The 21,537-nt window shown below is 53.2% G+C and carries 17 protein-coding genes; 10 read left to right on the forward strand and 7 right to left on the reverse strand.

All coding sequences use genetic code 11. The annotated features are described in order from the left end of the window. Positions 1–18 precede the first annotated feature (18 nt). Both DZC79_RS01240 and DZC79_RS01245 read left to right on the forward strand, forming a co-directional pair. On the forward strand, positions 19–1,431 hold the full coding sequence (locus DZC79_RS01240; protein ID WP_118949724.1) for an MBOAT family O-acyltransferase: 1,413 nt from the start codon (positions 19–21) through the stop codon (positions 1,429–1,431). Between the two features lie 4 nt (positions 1,432–1,435). Beyond that, the gene (locus DZC79_RS01245; RefSeq protein WP_118949725.1) at positions 1,436–2,350 is read left to right on the forward strand and encodes a hypothetical protein; all 915 of its coding nucleotides are present in this window, start codon (positions 1,436–1,438) and stop codon (positions 2,348–2,350) included. Here the strand turns inward: DZC79_RS01245 and porZ are convergent. The 5 genes from porZ to DZC79_RS01275 all read right to left on the reverse strand — a co-directional run bounded on the left by porZ (position 2,344) and on the right by DZC79_RS01275 (position 11,372). Next, a complete protein-coding gene (gene porZ / locus DZC79_RS01250) occupies positions 2,344–4,665 on the reverse strand; it encodes a type IX secretion system anionic LPS delivery protein PorZ (RefSeq protein ID WP_118949726.1) in 2,322 nt (773 codons plus the stop codon). The two genes, DZC79_RS01245 and porZ, sit on opposite strands and share 7 nt — an antisense overlap. A 116-nt stretch (positions 4,666–4,781) precedes the next feature. After that, entirely contained in the window at positions 4,782–6,407 is a 1,626-nt protein-coding gene (locus tag DZC79_RS21600; RefSeq protein WP_118949727.1) for a pseudouridine synthase, read from the reverse strand. Between the two features lie 54 nt (positions 6,408–6,461). Next, a complete protein-coding gene (gene rlmN, locus DZC79_RS01260) occupies positions 6,462–7,508 on the reverse strand; it encodes a 23S rRNA (adenine(2503)-C(2))-methyltransferase RlmN (RefSeq protein ID WP_118949728.1) in 1,047 nt (348 codons plus the stop codon). Between the two features lie 165 nt (positions 7,509–7,673). Then, positions 7,674–9,248, reverse strand: a complete 1,575-nt coding sequence (gene rny / locus DZC79_RS01265; RefSeq protein ID WP_118949729.1) for a ribonuclease Y — start codon at positions 9,246–9,248, stop codon at positions 7,674–7,676. Between the two features lie 459 nt (positions 9,249–9,707). Then, a complete protein-coding gene (locus DZC79_RS01275) occupies positions 9,708–11,372 on the reverse strand; it encodes a glutamine--tRNA ligase/YqeY domain fusion protein (protein WP_118950003.1) in 1,665 nt (554 codons plus the stop codon). Between the two features lie 520 nt (positions 11,373–11,892). Between DZC79_RS01275 and DZC79_RS01280 the strand changes: the two genes are divergently transcribed. The 8 genes from DZC79_RS01280 to argH all read left to right on the forward strand — a co-directional run bounded on the left by DZC79_RS01280 (position 11,893) and on the right by argH (position 20,100). Further along, the gene (locus DZC79_RS01280) at positions 11,893–12,495 is read left to right on the forward strand and encodes a GNAT family N-acetyltransferase (RefSeq protein WP_232831730.1); all 603 of its coding nucleotides are present in this window, start codon (positions 11,893–11,895) and stop codon (positions 12,493–12,495) included. A gap of 21 nt (positions 12,496–12,516) precedes the next feature. Further along, positions 12,517–13,716, forward strand: coding sequence for an argininosuccinate synthase (locus tag DZC79_RS01285; protein WP_118949731.1), 1,200 nt, complete (start codon positions 12,517–12,519; stop codon positions 13,714–13,716). Beyond that, positions 13,709–14,677 (forward strand): N-acetyl-gamma-glutamyl-phosphate reductase, encoded by a 969-nt coding sequence (argC, locus tag DZC79_RS01290; RefSeq protein WP_118949732.1) that lies wholly within the window; start codon positions 13,709–13,711, stop codon positions 14,675–14,677. Before DZC79_RS01285 ends, argC begins: the two co-directional genes overlap by 8 nt. Positions 14,678–14,694: 17 nt before the next feature. Further along, positions 14,695–15,831: an aspartate aminotransferase family protein gene (locus DZC79_RS01295; protein ID WP_118949733.1), complete on the forward strand. Its 1,137-nt coding sequence runs from the start codon at positions 14,695–14,697 to the stop codon at positions 15,829–15,831. Between the two features lie 31 nt (positions 15,832–15,862). Beyond that, positions 15,863–16,825 carry a Rossmann-fold NAD(P)-binding domain-containing protein gene (locus DZC79_RS01300; RefSeq protein WP_118949734.1) on the forward strand — a complete coding sequence of 321 codons (963 nt, stop codon included), beginning with the start codon at positions 15,863–15,865 and terminating at the stop codon, positions 16,823–16,825. After that, entirely contained in the window at positions 16,822–17,610 is a 789-nt protein-coding gene (gene argB, locus DZC79_RS01305) for an acetylglutamate kinase (protein WP_118949735.1), read from the forward strand. Before DZC79_RS01300 ends, argB begins: the two co-directional genes overlap by 4 nt. A 5-nt stretch (positions 17,611–17,615) precedes the next feature. Beyond that, a complete protein-coding gene (locus DZC79_RS01310; protein WP_118949736.1) occupies positions 17,616–18,695 on the forward strand; it encodes a M20 family metallo-hydrolase in 1,080 nt (359 codons plus the stop codon). Between the two features lie 97 nt (positions 18,696–18,792). Further along, the gene (argH, locus tag DZC79_RS01315; RefSeq protein WP_118949737.1) at positions 18,793–20,100 is read left to right on the forward strand and encodes an argininosuccinate lyase; all 1,308 of its coding nucleotides are present in this window, start codon (positions 18,793–18,795) and stop codon (positions 20,098–20,100) included. Positions 20,101–20,110: 10 nt separating this feature from the next. Here the strand turns inward: argH and DZC79_RS01320 are convergent, their stop codons facing one another. Further along, complete coding sequence (locus DZC79_RS01320) at positions 20,111–20,719, reverse strand: Crp/Fnr family transcriptional regulator (RefSeq protein ID WP_118949738.1); 609 nt, start codon at positions 20,717–20,719, stop codon at positions 20,111–20,113. Beyond that, positions 20,716–21,510 (reverse strand): DUF3050 domain-containing protein, encoded by a 795-nt coding sequence (locus DZC79_RS01325; protein ID WP_118949739.1) that lies wholly within the window; start codon positions 21,508–21,510, stop codon positions 20,716–20,718. Before DZC79_RS01325 ends, DZC79_RS01320 begins: the two co-directional genes overlap by 4 nt. Positions 21,511–21,537 lie beyond the last annotated feature (27 nt).

The following is a 21,537-nucleotide window of genomic DNA, read 5'->3' on the forward strand; positions in this document are numbered from 1 at the left end:
TTTAGTATTTTAGTACCCATGTTATTCAACTCCTTCGACTTCCTTCTTTTTTTTCCGGTCGTTACGCTTATTTATTTCCTGTTGCCTCATGGCTGGCGGTGGCTGCACCTGCTTATTGCCAGCTGTGTTTTTTACTGCGCCTTCGTTCCTGCATATATCCTCATCTTATTTTTTACCATTCTTATCGATTATATTGCCGCCCTGTATATCGAGGGAGCCGGCGGGAAGCGCCGCAAACGCTTCCTGGTGCTCAGCATTATTGCCAATGTAGGGGTGCTGGCCGTTTTTAAATACTATAATTTCTTTATAGGCAATGTCAACGAGCTGCTGTCCGCATTGCAGCTGAAAGTGAGGCCGGCGCCGCTGCTGCAGATACTGTTGCCCATCGGGTTGTCCTTTCATACCTTCCAGGCCATGAGCTATACCATAGAAGTCTACCGGGGCAGGCAGCAGGCCGAACGCCACCTGGGCATCTATGCGCTTTATGTGATGTTCTATCCCCAGCTGGTTGCCGGCCCTATTGAGCGGCCGCAGAACATCCTGCACCAGTTCAGGGAACGGCATACCTTCAATGCCGGCAACCTGGCAGTGGGCCTGCGCCTGATGCTCTGGGGTTTTTTTATGAAAGTAGTGGTGGCCGACCGGCTATCGCTCTATGTTGAAGCAGCCTATGGCAACGTGGGACAGCACAACGGAACCACGCTGCTGCTGGCCACGGTACTTTTCGCCTTCCAGATCTATTGCGACTTCGCCGGCTATTCCTACATTGCCATAGGAGCGGCCCGTACCATGGGCTTCCGGCTGATGACCAATTTCAACAGGCCCTACCTGGCGACGTCGGTAGCTACCTTCTGGAAACGCTGGCATATTTCGTTATCGACCTGGTTTCGCGACTATGTCTATATTCCCCTGGGAGGAAGCCGCGTGGGACGTGCCCGGCATTATGGCAACTTGATGGCCGTTTTCCTGCTTAGCGGCTTATGGCATGGCGCCAACTGGACTTTTGTGATCTGGGGCGGACTGAACGGGCTCTACCTGATCGTGGAAAGCCTGCTTGCCCCGGAGCGAAAACACCATAGACATAAACCATGGCGCCGCCTTGCCGGCATGATGCTCACCTTTTTGCTGGTCAGCTTTTCCTGGATCTTTTTCAGGGCGGCTACGGTAGCCCAGGCTTTTGCCATTATTCATAAAATAGTGACCGATCCGGTGGCGATGCCTTTTCAGAATTGGGGTGTGCTGGTCTATTCGGCGCTGGGGCTCGGCATCCTGCTGGGAGCAGATTACCTACGCGAAAGGCAGCATGGCCACTGGTATTTTGCTGCGCATCGCAGTGCCTGGGTGCGCCTGGTCTGGTACACAGGCGTTATCCTGCTGATCCTGCTCTTCGGAGTATTCGACGGCGGACAATTCATTTACTTCCAATTCTGACAAGATGCAGCAAAAAACAAAAACACTTCTATCGAGAGCCTTGCTGCTGACTGGTATACTGGTGGTGCTGGACCAGGCCGGGGGCCGGTTGCTGGAGTATTACTACCGGAAGGTGAAGTCAGGCAGCGAATACAAAACGGTATATGCCCTTGAGAAGAGCCGCGAACCGCTGATCGTTATGGGCTCCTCCCGGGCTTACCATCATTATGTGCCCGCTTTGCTGCAGCAGGGCCTGCGCTTGGACTGCTACAACCTGGGACGTGATGGCGTGGGCGTGCTTTACGACTATGCAGTCTACCGCACCATCTGCGACCGCAAAGCGCCCGAGATGATGATCATCGATATTAATCTTGAAGAATTCACGGACCAGGAACTCGCCCGCCAGCTGCTGTATCACCTGCTGCCGCACTATGATGAGAACAGCTACATAAAGGAAGTAGTGCAGCTGCGTTCGCGATTTGAATGGCTGAAGGTACAATCGCGGCTGTACCGGTTCAATTCCCAGCTGTTCTACATTGCGCTCAACAATATGCGCAGCACCTGCATCGATACGGCCAAAGGATATTTGCCTTTACAGGGAAAACTGAACCAGGCACCGGAGCTGGGGCATATCGGACAGGCTGCTGATGAGCTTCTCGTACGCTACTTTGAAAAGCTCCTGGAAGAAACGCGCCGGCAGCATACGCGGGTAGCGGTATGTGTCTCGCCGGTATATCGCCGGTATCCTGGCAATACGGCGAGCATCGTGCGAGCCGCTGGCTTGTGTCGCCGCTATGGTATTCCTTTCCTGGATTTCAGCCAGGACAAGCGTTTCCTGGAGCACCCGGAGCTCTTTCGGGATGTAGCTCACCTGAACGATAACGGCGCGCACCTGTACACTTCCCTGGTGGTAGAAGCGCTGAAAGGCCTGAATTACTGATGGATCATAAACTTACCGGTAGCCTTCTGCGTGCCGTCCTTATTCACGACAAATACAAGATAAACACCACTCTGCACTTTGCGCCCTGTATAATCTTTGCAGTTCCATACCGCCTGGCCGCCCAGCGCTTTGGTGCGGTAAACCAGCTGTCCTGAAATATCGGTGAAACGGACATCGGCATTTTCTGCCACGCCGCGTACCGCTACCATACCATTATAGTTGGTAGGAACCGGATTGGGATAGATATAAAGCTTGTCGGCATTTTCGACAGTACCTTCCGTAGCGGTGCTGCGGAAGATGACCAGACCTTTATCGGTTGAAATAAAGACATCGCCGGTAACAGGATTGATATTGATCCGTTCGATGGCATTGGAAGGAAGAGGGCTGTTCTGCTCGGTAAAACGGTAAATGGTTTTGCTGCCATCGTCCGATACCAGCCATACCCCGTTTGAAGTGCCGACCCACTTACGGTTGGCGCCGTCTACAGCGATCGCCTTTACCGTTTGTCCTTCGAAGAGATAGCCCGCAAACTGGTCGTTCTGGATGACGCGCAACTCCGCCTGACAGGCCTGGGAGTTCAGCGCATCCTGTCCGCAATTGACGATAGCGATACCACTTGCCGTACCGATCCATATGGCGCCGTCCTTGTCCTCGGCTATGGAAAACGTGCTGTTGTCGGGGAGATTGCCATTGGTAGCGCCCACCCTGAAGATGCGGTAGTCATCGTCCGATACATCTTCCAGCGTTCCTTTGTCATCATAAACAATGGCGCCGGCTCCGGAGGTGATGAACCACTTCAGGTTGTTCTGATCGACGATAACGTCGGCAGCGGTATGCCCCGTGTTTTCGCTGATGCTTTTGCAGTTGATCCACCTGCCGTCTCTCGTTTTGACGACAAGCTCATTCCTGGCCGAGGCATAGTTGTTCATCCACAGGTTACCGTTGGCGTCCAGCGCCAGGCCGGTAACATAGCATAGCGTACTGCCGGGAGAAGGGTCGAGGTAGCCCACACCATAAGTCCTCGCATTGCCCGAAGCATCCATTTCATAGAGCCCGCCGGTCAGTGAGGCGGCATATAAGGTGTTGGTGCTCCTGTCCTTAAGTATCCGTATGAAATCCTGGAACCACTCTCCTCCCGGTACCCAGGGGTAATTTGACCAGGTATCATTCTTGTATTCCGATATCATTGCCCGGTTATAGGTAGGCCCCCAGCTCGGCCTTTTACCGCCATGTGCGACCCATACATCATCGTCATATGCCCACACATCAAAGGAACTGGCGACAATAGGTCCTTCGGGGAAATAAGGCTCCGAATGGGTGGCGTCGGTTTTCTTCCTGAGACCATGCTTGTCGGGGTAAGCATGGCCGCTGGCGTCGCCGAACCATACATCGCCATTGGCGAGGTGAACGACCTGTGTGGGAAAAATGGTTGCGAAAGAATCGGCACGCGAGCCATCGGTACGGCGGAGCACGGCAAAGCCGGCAGTGCCGTCAGCATTGGCAGTGCTTACCCATAGGCCTCCCTGGCCGGCATCCAGATGGGTTACAGGATACCCCAGTTTTTCTAGGAATACAGCAGGCCCGGTGGGGGGAACCCGGAAGAGGCTATCGTTTTGGGCTGCATAAACATTTCCTTCAAATGTAGCCAGGTAGCGGAAACCTTTGTTGGGATCGAGCAATTCCCATGCCTGTTGGTCCAGGATAGCCCGGTTGTCTTTTTCTATACGGAACAGCCCCACGCTGGTGGCAGAATAAATATAGGTATTGTCGGTAATGGTGGCGTATACGGCAGCCGTCAGCGTATTCTCGTAAAAATAAATAGTCTCTTTGACTTCTTTTTTCTGGAGATTGAGCCTGACCAGCCCGATACCGGTACTGAGATAGCCGATGCCGTTATCTGCGGTAACACTGTGTATGGTTTTATCGCCGGCGACCGGAGAACTCTTGAATTCGGGAATGAAGGTAAAGGTGTTATTTTTGAAGATATCGATATTGCTGTTGGAATAAGCCAGTACCGTGCTGCCGGTAGCGGCATCGTAAGCAACGCCGTTCAGCCCGATATCGTGCATCCCGTTGACCTTGCTATAAGGGGTCAGCGAGCCGTCTTCCCGGTTATAGGTAAAAAAGCCGGAGGTGGTGGCGCAAAAGAAAGTTGTCCCGTCGGTCGCTATGCTGTTCACCTGGTTATAGGGCAGCAGCGCTTTCCATTGTTCCACACCGGGCCCCCCTTTCTGGGCCCTGGCTTCTTGTGTTGCGGCTGTAAATATTGTCAGCGTTGAAAAAAGAATAGCGGGGATAAAATTCAGTTTGCTCATACCTGCATCAAAAGTACTATAAAAACGCTGGTTTCAGCCATATTATTGCCCTCGCCGGCCTTCGGGGCGGCCTTGCAGCAAAAAGCCCCGCTGCGGTAATACAGCGGGGCTTCAGATCAATGCAGGTGCTTCAGGTTGATCACTTCCTGCTTGGTCAGGAAGCGCCATTTGCCCCGCAATATATTTTTCTTGGTCAGACCGGCATACATAACGCGGTCGAGCTTTTCTACTTCGTATCCCAGCGACTCGAAAATACGGCGTACGATACGGTTTTTACCGCTGTGGATTTCCAGGCCGATCTCGTTTTTGCTGTCGAGGTATTCGAGCTGGTCTACCTCGGCTTTACCATCTTCGAGCTCAAGACCTTCTTTGATCTTTTCAAAATCCGTTTTGGTAAGGTTTTTATCAAGTGTCGCCTTGTACACCTTCTTTACCCCGTACTTCGGATGGGCAAGCTTTTGGGTCAGCTCGCCGTCGTTGGTCAGCAGCAGCAGGCCCGTCGTATTCCGGTCGAGCCGGCCTACCGGGAATACTCGTTCCTCGATAAGGTTCTCGACCATTTCCATTACCGTACGACGTCCCTTGGGGTCATCTGTGGTGGTAATGAACCCTTTGGGCTTGTTCATCAGGATATAGATCAGGTTCTTCTGGATGGTAAGCTTATTGCCATTGAGCAGGATATTGTCAGTAGCTGTTACCTTGAAGCCCGGTTCGGTAATCAGGACATCGTTGACCATTACCTTGCCATCCTTAATGAGGGCTACCGCATCACGGCGGCTGCATACATCGCAATGTGCGATAAATTTATTGAGCGGCATCAGCTGGTCGTCAGAAGACGCAGCCCGTTCCATCGGCGTTTCTTTGAGCCCACCTTTGGCCGTATAGGCCCTTTCATGAGGATTCTCGTCGTCAAATTGTTTTTTAAACCGGCTTTGTGCATCGTGACGGTTTCGCCTGGGCTTTTCCGGATCATCATCTGTTTTCTTCCTGCCCGGTTTCACATCGCTCTTGCCAAAGCTGCGTTCCCTGGGCTCATCGGCCCATTTGTTGTCCAGCTCCTTCGAAAAAGTCACTTCTTCTTCCTGCTCTTTCTGTTCGCGTTGCAATGCCTTTTTCTGCTGGTGAGCAGCCAGTTCCTCATCGTCGAGCTTGCCAAAAGCGTTGGCATAGCGATTAGGGCGTTTGGGCTCCTCTTCGTCCCTGTGGCCTTGCTTTTTGTCTGGTCGGTCGGTTTTTTTGAACGGGCGTTCCTCCTTTCCGGAGGCCCTGGAAAAGGCCCGTTCGCCATCCTGCTTGAAAGGCTTTTTAAACGGCCGCTCTTCTTTATCTCCGAAAGATTTTTTGAAGGGGCGCTCTTCTTTATTGCCGAATGACTTTTTAAACGGCCACTCTTCTTTATCGCCGAAAGATTTCTTGAACGGCCGCTCTTCTTTATTGCCGAATGACTTTTTAAACGGACGTTCTTCTTTATCGCCGAATGATTTTTTGAATGGCCGCTCTTCTTTGTTACCGTATGATTTCTTAAACGGCCGCTCCTCTTTATTGCCGAATGGTTTCCTGAATGGCTTGTCTTCCTTGTCGCCAAAAGACTTTTTGAAAGGGCGGTCTTCCTTATTATCAAAGGTTTTTTTGAAAGGACGATCCTCCCGACTGCCGGAAGGTTTGCGGAAGGGTTTGTCTTCTTTGTTGCCGGAAGATTTCCGATCGGAACGGTTGTCGGAGTGGAAAGGCTTTTTATGCATTATTCAGAGATGAGCATTTTTTTAATAGTAGTAAACAAAGGGCAAATGACCGCATCAGGCCGTCCCGGCCCGGTCGATATTGGCCAGCTGCCCGCAGGCGGCATCGATGTCCTTACCCCTGCTGCGACGCAGGCGGGCATTAACCCGGTGCGCGCCGAGGTAGTTCATGAACTGGTCGGTAACGCTTTCTTCCGGCTTCACGAAGTCGGCCTGGTCAATAGAATTATACTCGATAATATTCACCAGGTCGGCAGGTACCTGCCGGTAAACCTTTACCAGCTCTTCTGCGTCCTTCAGGCTATCATTGAAATTCTTGAACAAAATGTACTCGAAGGTGATCTCGTTGCCGGTCTTCTGGTAAAAATAATTGAGCGCATCGATCAGCGATCTGAGGTCGTTGCTCTCGTTGATAGGCATGATCTGATCCCGCTTCTTATCATTGGCGGCATGCAGCGAAAGAGCCAGCTTGAACCTGACCTCATCGTCGCCGAGCTGGCGGATCATTTTGGCAACACCCGCAGTAGAAAGGGTAATGCGCCGGGGACTCATACCCAGGCCTTCGGGCGAAGTGATCCGTTCGATGGCGCTCATGACATTTTTATAATTGAGCAGGGGCTCGCCCATACCCATAAAAACGATATTGCTGAGGTGACGGTTGAAATGCTGCTCTGCCTGCTCATTAAGCAAGGTTACTTCGTCAACGATCTCATCGAAGTCGAGATTGCGTGCCCGGGGCAGGTAGCCGGTAGCGCAGAATTTGCAGCTGAGGCTGCAGCCTACCTGCGACGACACGCAGGCAGTCATTCTTTTGTCGGTGGGGATAAGCACACCTTCGATAAAACGGTTGTCGTGCAGCTTCAGGCGGCTTTTAACCGTACCATCATTGCTGTATTGACTATGGTCGATGCTGACTTTGGGAATGCGGTAGGACTCAGAAAGCTTGTCGCGTAGCTTTTTGGAAAGGTTGCTCATCTCGTCGATGGAGCCTGCGTGCTTCTTCCATATCCAGTCATGGATTTGGGCGGCACGGAATCTCGGTTCTCCCCATTCGCTCATCAGCTGCTCTATCTCTGTCAGGGGGACATGTCGCAGATTTTTCATCTGTGATGATTTTTTGAATTGGCGGCAAAGATACGATGAAATATCGGGAAAAGTAACAGGTGAGGGACTGCTTGCTGCTCGCGGAAACAGAAAGACAGAAGGGGAATAAAAAAAACGACCGGATCGGTTCCGGTCGTTTTTTATAGGATATACTGTACTACTCAGTTACCTGGCTACATTCACGGCACGCTTCTCGCGGATCACCGTTACTTTGATCTGGCCCGGGTATTGCATTTCTTTCTGGATCTTATCGGCGATCTCATAGCTCAGGCGGTCACTGTCGGCATCGGTTACCTTATCGGCTTCCACGATCACGCGCAGCTCGCGGCCGGCTTGTATGGCATAGGCTTTTTCTACGCCGTTGTAGGCAACAGCCAGGTTTTCGAGGTCCTTGATCCTCTGCAGGTAGCTCTGCATGATCTCGCGGCGGGCGCCGGGGCGGGCGCCGCTGATGGCGTCACAAGCCTGGATGATGGGAGAAATGATGTATGTCATTTCCATCTCATCGTGGTGGGCGCCGATGGCGTTCACAATGGCAGGATGCTCGCCGCATTTCTCGGCCAGGCGGGCGCCCAGCAAGGCATGGCTCAGCTCAGTTTCTTCATCCGGTACCTTGCCGATATCGTGCAGCAGGCCTGCGCGTTTGGCCAGCTTAACCACTTTCTGGCCCAGGCCCAGCTCGGCGGCCATTACGCCGCAAAGGTTGGCGGTCTCCTTAGAGTGCATCAGCAGGTTCTGTCCGTAAGAGGAGCGGAAACGCATTTTACCGACCATGCGTACCAGGTCCTTGTGCAGGCCATGGATACCCAGCTCGATAATGGTCCTTTCCCCGATCTCCATTACCTGGTCTTCGATCTGCTTTTTGGTCTTTTCCACTACTTCTTCGATACGGGCGGGGTGTATACGGCCATCCTGTACCAGGCGCTGCAGCGACAGGCGGGCAATTTCGCGGCGCAGGGGATCGAAGCAGCTCAGCACGATCGCTTCCGGGGTGTCGTCGATGATCAGATCGACGCCGGTAGCAGCTTCCAGGGCCCTGATGTTACGCCCTTCGCGGCCGATGATCTGTCCTTTAATTTCGTCGCTTTCCAGATTGAACACAGTGATGGCATTCTCGATGGTCTGTTCGGCAGCCACGCGTTGAATACTCTGGATCACAATTTTCTTGGCTTCTTTGGAAGCATTGAGCTTGGCTTCTTCAACGATCTCCTGGATGTGAGCCATGGCGCCTGTGCGGGCTTCCTCTTTCATGGCCTCGATCAGCTCGTTCTTGGCTTCTTCGGCGCTCAGGTTTGATACCTTTTCCAGGCGCTTGATGTGCTCTTCCTGGTGCTTTTCCAGCTCGGAACGTTTGATGCTTACTATTTCCAGCTGCTTGTCCAGGTTGGCCTTAAGCTGGTTATATTCGTTGCTCTGTTTTTGAAGGGCCTGGTTTTTATCGTTCAGGGATTGTTCTTTCTGCCTTAATTTGTTTTCCGCATCCGCTACTTTCTGGTTACGCTGGTGGATCTCTTTTTCATTTTCGGATTTCATCTGGAGAAATTTCTCCTTGGCTTCCAGCAGTTTCTTCTCTTTCAGGGTTTCGGCAAGCACTTTAGCATCTTCTGCGATCTTCTGCGCCTGCTGCTCTGCTTCCTTTATCTTTTGTTCAGTATTTTTTGCAAAAATCAGTTTACCCAGAAATATGCCTATTATCAATGTCGCGACCGCGACCAACGCGGGGATCATAGCTGAATCCATATAATCGTATTGTCATTTTTTGTTTGTTAGAAATAAAAATATATAAACCTCTGTTTTTGACAGAAACGGGGTTTAACGTGCGAAGTTAATATTTATTCCTGTAAAATTCCCACCCTGCAACGAAGTAAGGAGCGTATTATTGTTTTCGTCCGGAACCTTTTGTTCTCTTTTTGCTACCGGATTCCAGGCTGTTTTTTCCGAAAAGAGCGCATAGACCTCTCACCTTATGCAACTCTATCTTTTCCATATTCAAAGCGATAAAGGTGGCCTTAAGCAAAAGCGGGCTGTGGGCACTAATCTTCACAATGTCTGCTAATGCCGTTCCGAAGGGACGGCTTTTTCTGTTGCCGGTACCTGATGACTTCAAGAATCCACAGCCTGAACACCCACGCCCAAAAAAATACCGCTGAGGTCTATTTGCCTCAGCGGTTTTCTTATATCGGTGTAAGCCTTCTCTGCTTAGCTTTCCTTCTTCGCCTCTTTACCCCAGCTGTCCTTTAAGCCGACGGTACGATTGAAGATCAGGCGCTCCGGCGTACTGTTCTTATCGGCGCAGAAATAACCTTTGCGCAGGAACTGATAGCGGTTGCCGGGTTGCGCGTCGGCCAGCGCGGGCTCTATATAGGCGTGAGGTAATACCTGCAGCGAATCGGGATTAATGTAATCCTTGAAATCGCCTTCTTCCGAAGAAGGGTCTTCTACGCGGAAGAGCCGGTCGTACAGCCTTATCTCTGCCGTGCGGGCATGCAGCACGCTCACCCAATGGATGGTACCTTTTACTTTCAGGTTGCTGCTGTCGGCGCCGCTTTTGCTTTCCGGAAGATAGCTGCAATGGATCTCGGTAACATTGCCCTGCTCGTCTTTTTTGAAATCGTCGCAGCGGATAATGTAGGCATACTTCAGGCGCACCATCAGGCCGGGGCCCAGGCGGAAGAATTTTTTGGAAGGGTTCTCCATAAAGTCTTCCCGCTCGATCCAGAGCTCACGGCTGAAGGGTACAATGCGATTGCCACTGGTTTCATCCTCAGGGTTGTTCTCTGCTTCCAGGTGCTCTGTTTGTCCTTCGGGATAATTGGTGATGACCAGCTTTACCGGGTCGAGCACGGCCATAGCCCTGTTGGCTACTTTGTTCAGGTGCTCGCGGATACAGAATTCCAGCAGGCCGAGGTCAGTAATGTTTTCCCTTTTGGCAATGCCGATAAGGTCGGCAAAATTGCGGATACTCTCCGGTGTATAGCCCCGGCGGCGCAATCCGCTGATGGTCGGCATACGTGGATCGTCCCAGCCGTCGACGTGCCTTTCGTTCACCAGCTGCAGCAGCTTGCGCTTGCTCATGACCGTATAGCTGAGGTTACGGCGCGCAAACTCATACTGGTGCGAAGGGAAAATATCCAGCTGCTCGATGAACCAGTCGTACAAAGGTCGATGATGGATAAACTCCAGCGTGCAGATGGAATGCGTGATGTGCTCGATGCTATCGCTCTGCCCGTGGGCAAAATCGTACATGGGATAAATGCACCACTGGTCGCCGGTTCGGTGATGGTGGGCATGCTTGATGCGGTATATGATCGGATCGCGCATCAGCAGGTTGGGATGAGCCATATCGATCTTTGCCCGCAGCACTTTGGCGCCATCGGGATATTTGCCCTGTCGCATATCGCTGAACAATTGCAGGTTCTCTTCTATGCTGCGGTCGCGGTAAGGGCTGGCGGTGCCCGGTCTGTTCAGATCGCCTTTGGCTGCCGCCATCTCTTCCGAAGTGGAGTCGTCGACATAAGCAAGGCCTTTATGGATCAGCTTCACAGCAAAATCGTGCAGCTGCTCAAAGTAGTCGGAGGTATAGCGCAGCTCGTCCCATTGGAAGCCCAGCCATTGCACATCGTTCATGATGCTTTCCACGTATTCTGTCTCCTCGGTCACAGGATTGGTATCGTCGAAGCGCAGGTTGCACTTGCCCTTGTACTTCAGGGCCAATCCGAAATTGAGGCAGATAGAAGCAGCGTGTCCGATGTGCAGGTAACCGTTAGGCTCCGGAGGGAAGCGGGTGTGGATACTGGTGTATTTCCCTTCGCTCAGGTGGCCTTCAATAATTTCTTCCAGAAAATTGAGGGAACGTTCTTCCATTGTCTTGCTTAAAAAATAATTGTTTTGATAAAGATCTACCGGGCTTATTTTCTTCACCTAAGGCCCGCAGAGGCCTGCAAAGTTAAGGATACAAAAGAAGATTTCAGGATTCTGCCGCGAAGGGTGCTGCCGTAACAAAACTGTTAATTAATGTGTGTACCGGAAAATTAATATGGTGTGGAACAGAATATGTTCGTAATATTGCACCTTTCAATCCTGAAACATTATCAAAGTCCGGTTAAATGCCGGCACTTCATTCTTAACTGAAATGACAAAAAAAAGCAACATAGTATTGGCAGGTAGCCCTGAACGGCATGCCAGTAGTGTTTTTTTTCCTACTCCCTTTGGGGTAGTTTTTTCTCTCCCCGCCACACTGTCCGATTTGCGACGTTGATACCGGATAGCTTCTGACCTCGCGACAGGCAGATGATCCTCCGGCAGCTTTCCGCTTCAAACTTTATTATCCACCAGGGACAGGTATGCCTGTAGCATAGCTGTTGCCTTCTATCTCTTTTTGAAAATGGAACATCATTTTCAGATAATGGTAGCTGATGCTACGCATTATGGTTTCGCACAGCTTATTTGTGACGAAATGGCTTCTTCGGCCCAGGCCCGTGGTACCGGCATTGCCCGGCGCAGTCCCGACTATATCGTGGAAAAAATGCGCGAAGGCAAAGCGGTGATCGCTTTCGATAGCCAGGGCTTCTGGGCCGGCTTCTGCTATGTGGAAAGCTGGAGCCACGGGCAATATGTGGCCAACTCGGGCCTTATCGTGGCGCCCCCTTTTCGTAAATACGGGCTGGCGCGGCTCATCAAGCAACGCATCTTCGGATTGAGCCGTGAGCTGTACCCGCAAGCCAAGATCTTCGGATTAACTACCGGCCTGGCCGTGATGAAGATCAACTCGGAACTGGGCTACGAGCCGGTCACCTATTCCGAGCTCACCCAGGATGAGGCCTTCTGGAAGGGTTGCCAGAGTTGTATCAATTACCCCATCCTCATGTCCAAAGAACGGAAGAACTGTCTGTGTACCGCGATGCTGTTCGAGCCTGCGGCGCAAAGTGTAGAAGCGCCGCCTGACGCAGAACCTGAGCCGATGTGCCTCACGGCAGAAATCCTTTAACAAACAAGCTAAACAACGATAATGGAAAAAGTAATCCTGGCGTACAGCGGTGGACTCGATACTACCTATTGCGCCTTATATCTCAGCAAGGTAATGCAGCTTGAAGTGCATGCCGTAACCGTGAACACCGGCGGCTTTTCTGAAGAAGAGCTGGCTGTATTGCAACAGAAAGCACAGCAGCTGGGCCTCGCTTCGCATAAAGTGATCGATGTGACCGAAGCCTATTACGACGATTGCATCCGGTACCTCATATACGGGAATATGCTGAAGAACGGCACCTATCCGCTGAGCGTGAGCGCCGAGCGGCTGGTACAGGCAATGAGCATTGCGCGGGAAGCGCTGGCTGCGGACGCGGCTTATATAGCCCATGGCAGCACCGGCGCCGGCAACGACCAGGTGCGCTTCGATGGCGTATTCCAGGCGATGGCGCCGCGCATCAAAATCCTGACGCCCATCAGGGACCAGCAGCTGAGCCGGGAAGCAGAGATCGCTTTTCTGCGGGAGCAGGGGATCGATATCGACTTTGCCAAAGCGCAATACAGCATCAATAAAGGCTTATGGGGCACCTCCGTTGGCGGCGCCGAAACACTCACGTCCAACACCTACCTGCCCGAGGAGGCCTGGCCTACGCCGCTGACCGAATCGCTGCCCCTCGAGCTGGCCATCACCTTTGGCAAGGGACAGCCGGTGGCGCTTGAAGGTGCTACGTTTGGGCACCCGGCCCTGCTGATCCAGGCGCTGCAGGCTATTGCGCAGCCTTATGGTATCGGCCGCGATATCCATGTGGGGGACACGATTATCGGGATCAAAGGCAGGGTAGGTTTTGAGGCCGCCGCGCCCATGATCCTGATCAAAGCGCACCAGCTGCTGGAGAAGCATACCTTGACCAAATGGCAGATCTACTGGAAGGACCAGTTGAGCACCTGGTATGCCAATTGGCTGCACGAAGGACAATTGCTGGATCCCGTCATGCGGCATATTGAAAAATTCCTGGAAGACAGCCAGCAGACGGTGAGCGGTACCGTAAAGGTATTGCTGGAGGCCAGGCACTTTACCTTGCTGGGTATCGATAGCCCGCATGACCTGATGAGCAGCCGTTTCGGGAAATACGGAGAAATGAACAACGGCTGGAGCGGTGAAGATGTCAAAGGATTTACGAAGATATTCGGTAACCAGGTCGCTATTTTTCACCAGGTCAATCAAACAGTACATCATGATTAAAGCAGGTATTGCCGGCGCGGCGGGATATACCGGCGGCGAGCTGCTGCGGGTCCTGCTGCAGCATCCGGAAGTGGAGATCGCCTTCGCACACAGCCGGAGCCAGGCCGGACAGCCGCTAAGCAAGGTGCATGGTGACTTGCTGGGAGAAACGGCGCTTACCTTCTCCGGTGGGCCGGATGCTGATATCGATGTGCTGTTCCTCTGTCTCGGACATGGTGAGAGCGCAGCCTTCCTGGAGCAGAACACCGTACCACAAGGCGTGAAGCTGATCGATCTTTCGCAGGACTTCCGGCTGAAGGCCCGCAATGTCCGGGGGGGCAGGACATTTGTCTACGGCCTTCCCGAAAGGAACCGGGAGCGGATCGCAGCAGCAGACAGCATTGCCAATCCCGGCTGCTTTGCTACAGCCCTGCAGCTGGGCCTGCTGCCCCTGGTCAGCCAGGGGTTTGCGGGTGAGGTACATGCTACGGGGATTACCGGCGCCACCGGTGCGGGACAGAAGCTGGCAGAGAGCAGTCACTTTGCATGGCGCAATAACAACATACAGGCCTATAAAAGCCTGCAGCACCAGCACCTGGCCGAGATCGACGAACAGCAGGCGGAAGCAGGCGGGACTGCACATATTCATTTTGTACCCTGGCGCGGCGACTTTGCGCGCGGCATCTTCGTATCCCAGCAATTGCGTACCACACTGTCATTGGATGAGCTGAACAACTTGTACGAAACCTGGTATGCTACACATCCTTTCACGGTATTGAGCAGCAGGCCCATCCATATGAAGCAGGCGGTCAACACCAACAAATGCTTTGTTCATATCGAGCAGGCAGAAGGACAAACGGTGATCCATACGGCCATCGATAACCTGCTGAAAGGTGCGTCGGGACAGGCAGTACAGAATATGAACCTGATGTTTGGTCTGCCGGAAACCACCGGCCTCCATCTGAAGGCCAGCTATTTTTAACCGGCTAAAAAGACCTCATGAAATTATTTGAAGTATATCCCCAGCAGGAAGTCGTGATCCAAAAAGCCAAAGGCGTTTTCGTCTGGGACGATAAAGATAACCGCTATCTCGACATGTATGGCGGACATGCCGTGATCTCTATAGGGCACACGCATCCGTATTATGTGGCGCAGCTTACAGCGCAGCTGGGCAAGATCGGCTTCTACAGCAATGCCGTCCGTATGCCGCTCCAGGAGGCGCTTGCGGAAAAGTTGGGACAGGTGAGCGGCCGGCCGGATTACAGCCTGTTCCTGTGTAACTCCGGCGCAGAGGCGAATGAGAATGCCTTGAAGCTGGCTTCTTTTCACAATGGTAGGGAAAAGGTGCTGGCTTTTGACAAGGCCTTTCATGGCCGTACCTCGCTGGCCGTAGCCGCTACAGACAATTCCTCAATCGTAGCGCCCGTCAACGCTACGGATAAGATCCGTTTCCTGCCCTTCAATGATGAAGAAGCCCTGGAGCAGCACTTCCGGCAGGAAGGTAACCAGTTGTCTTCCGTTATCATTGAAGGTATACAAGGCGTAGGGGGCATCCGGGTGGCCCATCCGGCTTTCCTGCAGCTGCTGCGCCGCCTTTGCGACGAATACGGCGTGCTGCTGATAGCAGATAGCGTGCAATGCGGCTATGGCCGCAGCGGCCGCTTTTTCTCCCACGACCATGCCGGTTTTGACGCCGATATCTATACGATGGCAAAGGGTATGGGCAACGGCTTCCCTATCGGTGGCATCCTTATTGCACCACACATCAAAGCAAAGATGGGCATGCTGGGTACTACTTTCGGCGGCAGTCACCTGGCCTGTGTCGCTGCGCTCTCGGTGCTCGAAGTGATCGAAAAGGAAAGCCTGATGCAGAACGCAGCGACTATAGGCGCCTACCTGCAGGAGGAGCTAGCACAGCTGCCGGGCGTAATGCAGGTAAGAGGTAGGGGGCTGATGGTCGGCTTCGATGTGCCGGGCCGGCAGGCCGGGCTGCGCCATGAGCTTTTGTTCGGACAGCATGTATTTACAGGCGAAGCGAAGCCTGATGCGATAAGACTTTTGCCGCCGCTCTGCCTCAGCAAGGAAGAGGCCGTTCTTTTTCTTGATGCGCTGAAGGCAGCATTGGCGAAGGTGTAATTTTTTTAACCAAATCTCATTATCATAGACAGTGAAGCAATTTATTTCTGTTGCAGATGCCCCGGGCGTCGATCCGTTGATCGAAGCGGCCCTGGCCTACAAGGCCGATCCTTTGCGCGATAAGGAGCTTGGTCGTGGCAAGCGCGTGGGCCTGCTTTTTTTCAACGCCAGCCTGCGTACACGCATCAGCACACAGGTAGCGGCGCAGCAGCTGGGTATGGAAGCGATCGTATTCAATACGGGTACAGAAGGCTGGGCGCTGGAGTTTGCCGATGAGGTGGTGATGAATGGCCATACGGTGGAGCATATCAAAGATGCGGCGCCCGTGCTGGGCGCTTACTTCGATATCCTCTGCATCCGTGCTTTTCCTTCGCTCAGCGACAAAGAAAAAGATTACAGCGAGTATATCCTGCAGCAGTTCATCAGGTATGCCGGTATCCCGGTGATAAGCCTGGAGAGTGCTACGCTGCATCCGTTGCAGTCGCTGGCCGATATGATCACCATCAAAGAGCATATAAGCCCGGCCAGAGCCAAGGTGGTGCTGACCTGGGCGCCGCATATCAAAGCGACGCCGCAATGCGTAGCCAACAGCTTTGCGCAATGGGCCAATGCCTGGGACCAGGTTGCGCTGACGGTAGCCTGCCCCGAGGGCTATCAATTGGATGAAGCCTTTACTGCGGGCGCTACGGTCACTACCGACCAGGAAGCCGCTTTGGCAAATGCCGATTTTATCTATGTCAAAAACTGGAGCAGCTACCGGGAGTACGGGCAGGTATTGCCTGTGGCCGAAGACTGGATGCTTACAGAAGAACAGCTGAGGCAGGCGCCGGGTGCGAAGATCATGCACTGTCTTCCCGTACGGAGGGACCTGGAGCTGGCAGCAGCGCTGCTTGACAGTGACCGCAGCCTGGTAACGAAGCAGGCCGCCAACAGGGTATGGAGCGCACAGGCTGTGCTGGCCTCCGTCTTAAACACCATAAACAGCAAGACATGAACAAGCAAAGGATAACGATAGTCAAGATCGGCGGCAACGTGATCGATGAAGAGCGGGACCTACAGCTTTTTCTCCGGTCCTATGCGCAGCTGGAAGGCTTGAAGATCCTGGTGCATGGCGGCGGGAAGCTGGCTACACAGCTGGCGACGCAGCTTGGCGTACCGCAGCAGATGATCGGCGGCCGCCGTGTGACCGATGCCGCTACACTCAAGATCATTACGATGGTCTACGCAGGGTATATCAACAAGAACATTGTAGCGCAGCTGCAGGTCCTCGGTTGCCCGGCCGTCGGGCTATGCGGCGCCGATGCGAACCTGCTGCAGGCGGTTAAACGAGAGGGAGCGACGCACGACTATGGCTTTGCCGGCGATGTACAGCAGGTCAATGCAGTGGCGCTGAAGCAGCTGCTGCAGCAGGATTTCAGCCTGGTGATCGCGCCGGTAACGCACGATAAGCAGGGGCAGCTGCTCAATACCAATGCCGATACTGTAGCCCGTGAAATCGCCCTGGCTTTGCAGCGGTATTATGAAGTAAGCCTGCTGTATTGCTTCGAGAAGAATGGCGTAATGATGGACGTCAACGATGAGCGAAGCAATATGAAAAGCCTGGACCGCGCGACCTTGCAACAATTGATTGCCGGGGGACAGGTCTATGAAGGCATGCTGCCCAAGCTGGAGAACGCTTTTGCGGCGGCCAACGGCGGGGTGCAGCAGGTGCAGATCGGCCACTGGAGCCATATTGAGGCAATGCAGGCCGGAACATCAGGAACCGCGATCAGGAATTAAAGTATATGGAGCAACTATTTCACAAAGCCGTAGCGCTATTGCAGCAACTGATCCGTATTCCTTCTTTCAGCAAGGAAGAGGAGGGAACTGCACAGTACCTGCAGCAATACCTGGAAAGCGAAGGCATTGTCACCGAACGAAGCGGCAATAACATTATTGCCTGGAGCAAAAACTTCAATTCTGCTAAGCCCACGTTGCTGCTCAACTCGCATCACGATACGGTAAAACCTGCTGCCGGGTATACTTTCGACCCCTTCGATCCCCGCATCGTTGACGGCCGTCTGTACGGGTTGGGCAGCAACGATGCCGGCGCCGCACTGGTCAGTCTTGCACAAGCCTTTGTACATCTGCATAAAGAAGCTATCGGCTGTAACCTTGTCCTGGCAGCCACTGCAGAGGAAGAGATATCGGGCAGCGGCGGTATCGTATCGGTGCTGCCGGCATTGGGTACCATCGACTGCGCTATCGTAGGAGAGCCGACGTTGCTGCAGATGGCAGTGGCCGAGCGGGGATTGATGGTGGTCGATGCAGCGGCTTATGGTGTGGCCGGTCATGCTGCGCGGCGCGAAGGCGCTAATGCAATCGATAAGGCACTGCGGGATATCGCCTGGTTACATGGACATCGTTTCGAAAAGGATTCTGACCTGCTGGGGCCGGTAACGGCACAGGTAACCGTGATCGAAACGCCCAATAAGCAGCACAACATGGTACCCGACCTTTGCCGCTTCACGGTCGATATCCGCTTGAATGAGCAGTACACGCATGAGGAAATATTGCAAGAGCTGCGGCAGCATATGCAGTCGGAGCTGCAGCCGCGCAGCATGCGGTTACGCAGCTCCATCATCAAAGCGGATCATCCACTGGTGCGGGCCGGCCGGCAGCTGGGAATGACGGCTTATGGTTCTCCTACATTGTCCGACAAGGCGCTGATGCCTTTCCCGGCGCTGAAGCTGGGACCGGGCGATTCGGCGCGTAGCCATACTGCTGATGAATATGTTTACCTGGAGGAGATCCGAAAGGGTATTGCTGCGTACATCGATCTGATCAGGGCTTATGCCGGAAGGGATTCCAGGCACCAGGTATGACGTATCAGGTATCAAGTATTCCCTTCCTATACCTAATGCTTAATACCACCTACAATTTCTAACCTTTTATATCTAACATCTAATATCTAAACAAACTATGAAACTCTGGCAAAAAGACCATACGGATACTGCTGGGCTTGTAGAACAGTTTACTGTAGGGAGAGACAAAGATTTTGACCTGTTGCTGGCGGAGGCCGATGTGCAGGGATCGCTGGCGCATACGGCTATGCTGTGCTATGTGGGTTTATTGACAGCAGACGAGCTGGAGCAGATCCATAAAGGATTGCACCATATCGGGCAGCAGATCGCCGAGGGAGCATTCCGTATCGCTACGGAGGTGGAAGATGTGCATTCGCAGATCGAGCTGCAGCTGACGCAGGAGATAGGAGAGGCAGGTAAGAAAATACATAGCGGCCGCAGCCGTAACGACCAGGTGGCCGTGGCGATCAAGCTCTTTCTGAAGAAGGAGATCAAAGAGATCGCCGGCCTGGCTGCAACATTGTTCGACGAGCTGCAGGGTTTAAGTGAGCGGTATCGTTATCACCTGCTGCCCGGCTATACACATTTGCAGGTGGCTATGCCTTCCTCTTTCGGTCTTTGGTTCGGCGCTTATGCCGAAAGCCTGGTCGATGACCTGGAGCTGCTGGCCGCAGCTTATAAGATAACGGATAAAAATCCCCTGGGCAGCGGCGCGGGCTATGGTTCCTCCTTCCCGCTCGACAGGCAGCTGACCACAACGCTGCTGCAGCTGGGCGACCTGCACTATAATGCGGTCTATGCGCAAATGAGCCGGGGTAAGACGGAGCGCTTTGTGGCCACCGGGATCGCGGCTCTGGGCGCCACGCTGGCGCGGCTCTCAATGGACATCTGCCTTTTCATGAACCAGAACTTCAGCTTTATCCGCTTCCCCGAAGCCTTGACTACGGGCAGCAGCATTATGCCGCATAAGAAGAATCCTGACCTGTTTGAACTGGTAAGGGGAAAAGGTAACCGGTTGCAATCGATACCCAACGAGCTGGCCCTGCTGACGACCAACCTGCCTTCGGGCTACCACAGGGAGCTACAGCTCACCAAGGAGGTCCTGTTCCCGGCAATAGAAACGCTTAAGGATTGTTTCCGTATCCTGAGCTTTGCTTTGCCCCAGGTACAGGTAAAGGAAGGTATACTGGAAGATCCGGCATACCGCTATTTGTTTACGGTCGAAGCGGTGAACGATAAGGTGCGTGAGGGCATGCCTTTCCGGGAGGCTTACCGCGCCGTAGGCAACAGCGTGGAGCAAGGCAGCTTTGCTTACGAAGGATTCGACCCTGCGCGGCATACACACGAAGGGTCTATGGGCAACCTATGCAACCCGGAGATTGCGGCTGCCATGAAAAAAGTATTGCAGCAATTTGCGCTGGTATAGGCAACCGCGCTCAGGCTTTGCTTTCCAGGGCAGGCTCTTTCCTGCGGGTCGCCATTTTTTTCCGGTTACGGCTCAGGGTTTCCGGCTTGATGCCCAGGTAGGAGGCGATCATATGTTGCGGTACTCTTTGCACAATATCCGGATAGGTGTTCACGAACATGCGGTACTTATCCTCGGCAAAATGAGTGAGGTAATTGATGACGCGCATGTGCAGGGCACGAAGCCTTTTCTGCATGGCCACCCGGAAATATTTTTCAAGCTTGGGTACCTGCACCAGCAGCTTCTGGTAAATTTCCCGGTCGATAAGGAGTACTTCCGAATGTTCCAGCGCATCGATATTGTACAGGGCCTCCATATCTTCCAGCTGGTGAAAGCTATCGGGGATCCAGCTGCCCTCGGGGGCAAACTGGATCACATGCTCCATATCCTTCTCTCCTTTGAGGTAAGCACGAAGCATACCTTTCTCTACAAAAAAGAGATGACGGAAGACCTCGCCAAACTGCATCAGGTATTGGCGCTTACGGAGTTTTTTTACAATGAACGAAGCTTTAATGATATCTTCTTCCGCTTTGCTCAGCACTACTTCCTTGCCGATGTCAGCGATCAACAACTCCATCATACAGTTATAGTTTGTGTTGTGCCTATTGAAGCAAAGGAGGCTGAAATTCCATCCCAGAGCCGGATACGGCATTCCAGGGCTTTGATTACGGCTTCGGTAGCCTCCTGCCAGCGGGACTCAGATGTACCGCAGAGCGAGGCCGTCATGCGATGGGCCAGGTGGGCATGATGATCGCCGTCCACTTCAATATGGCGCTCTAAATAATATTTGAAAATGCCGATCTGTTCCGGGGCCTGCGCATGCAGGCTGTTCACAAAAGAAAGGAACATCTGCGGGATCAGGTCTTCCCGGCCGAAGGTAAATACCGCGGCCTGAAGGTGGGGCTTGTTACTGCCGATTACTTCGAAGGTGTTGCGCACAAAATCGACAGCGGCTTCCGGTGCGCCGCTCTCTTCAAGGGCTTCCTGCAGATCTTTCCCGGCGGCAAGCAAGACCAGCAGCTGCCTTACGGGCACCGTATCGCTGCCGGACTGCGCCATCGCTTCAAGGTAAAGCTCAAAATGGCTGTGTCGCCGGCCCTGCTCGTCTACATCGCTTTCTTCTCCTGTTACGATCTCGTTGATCAGGTAGCGGGTTTCGGCATCGCCCCGGGGCACCCAGGGAAGGTCTACACAGGTGAGCGCCCGTTGCAGGGCTTTCAGCAGGGACATAAAGTCCCATACGGCGAAGACATGATGCTGCATGAATTGCTGCAGGTGTTCCAGCGAAGCGATCTGCCGGTATACCGGGTGCTGTACCAGCTGTTGCTGTAGGGGAGCGATCTCCTGTTGAAGGCGTTTAAGATGATCCATGAATAATTACGGGCAGGCGAATACCTG

Source organism: Taibaiella helva, from assembly GCF_003545695.1.
Classification (GTDB): Bacteria; Bacteroidota; Bacteroidia; order Chitinophagales; family Chitinophagaceae; genus Taibaiella; species Taibaiella helva.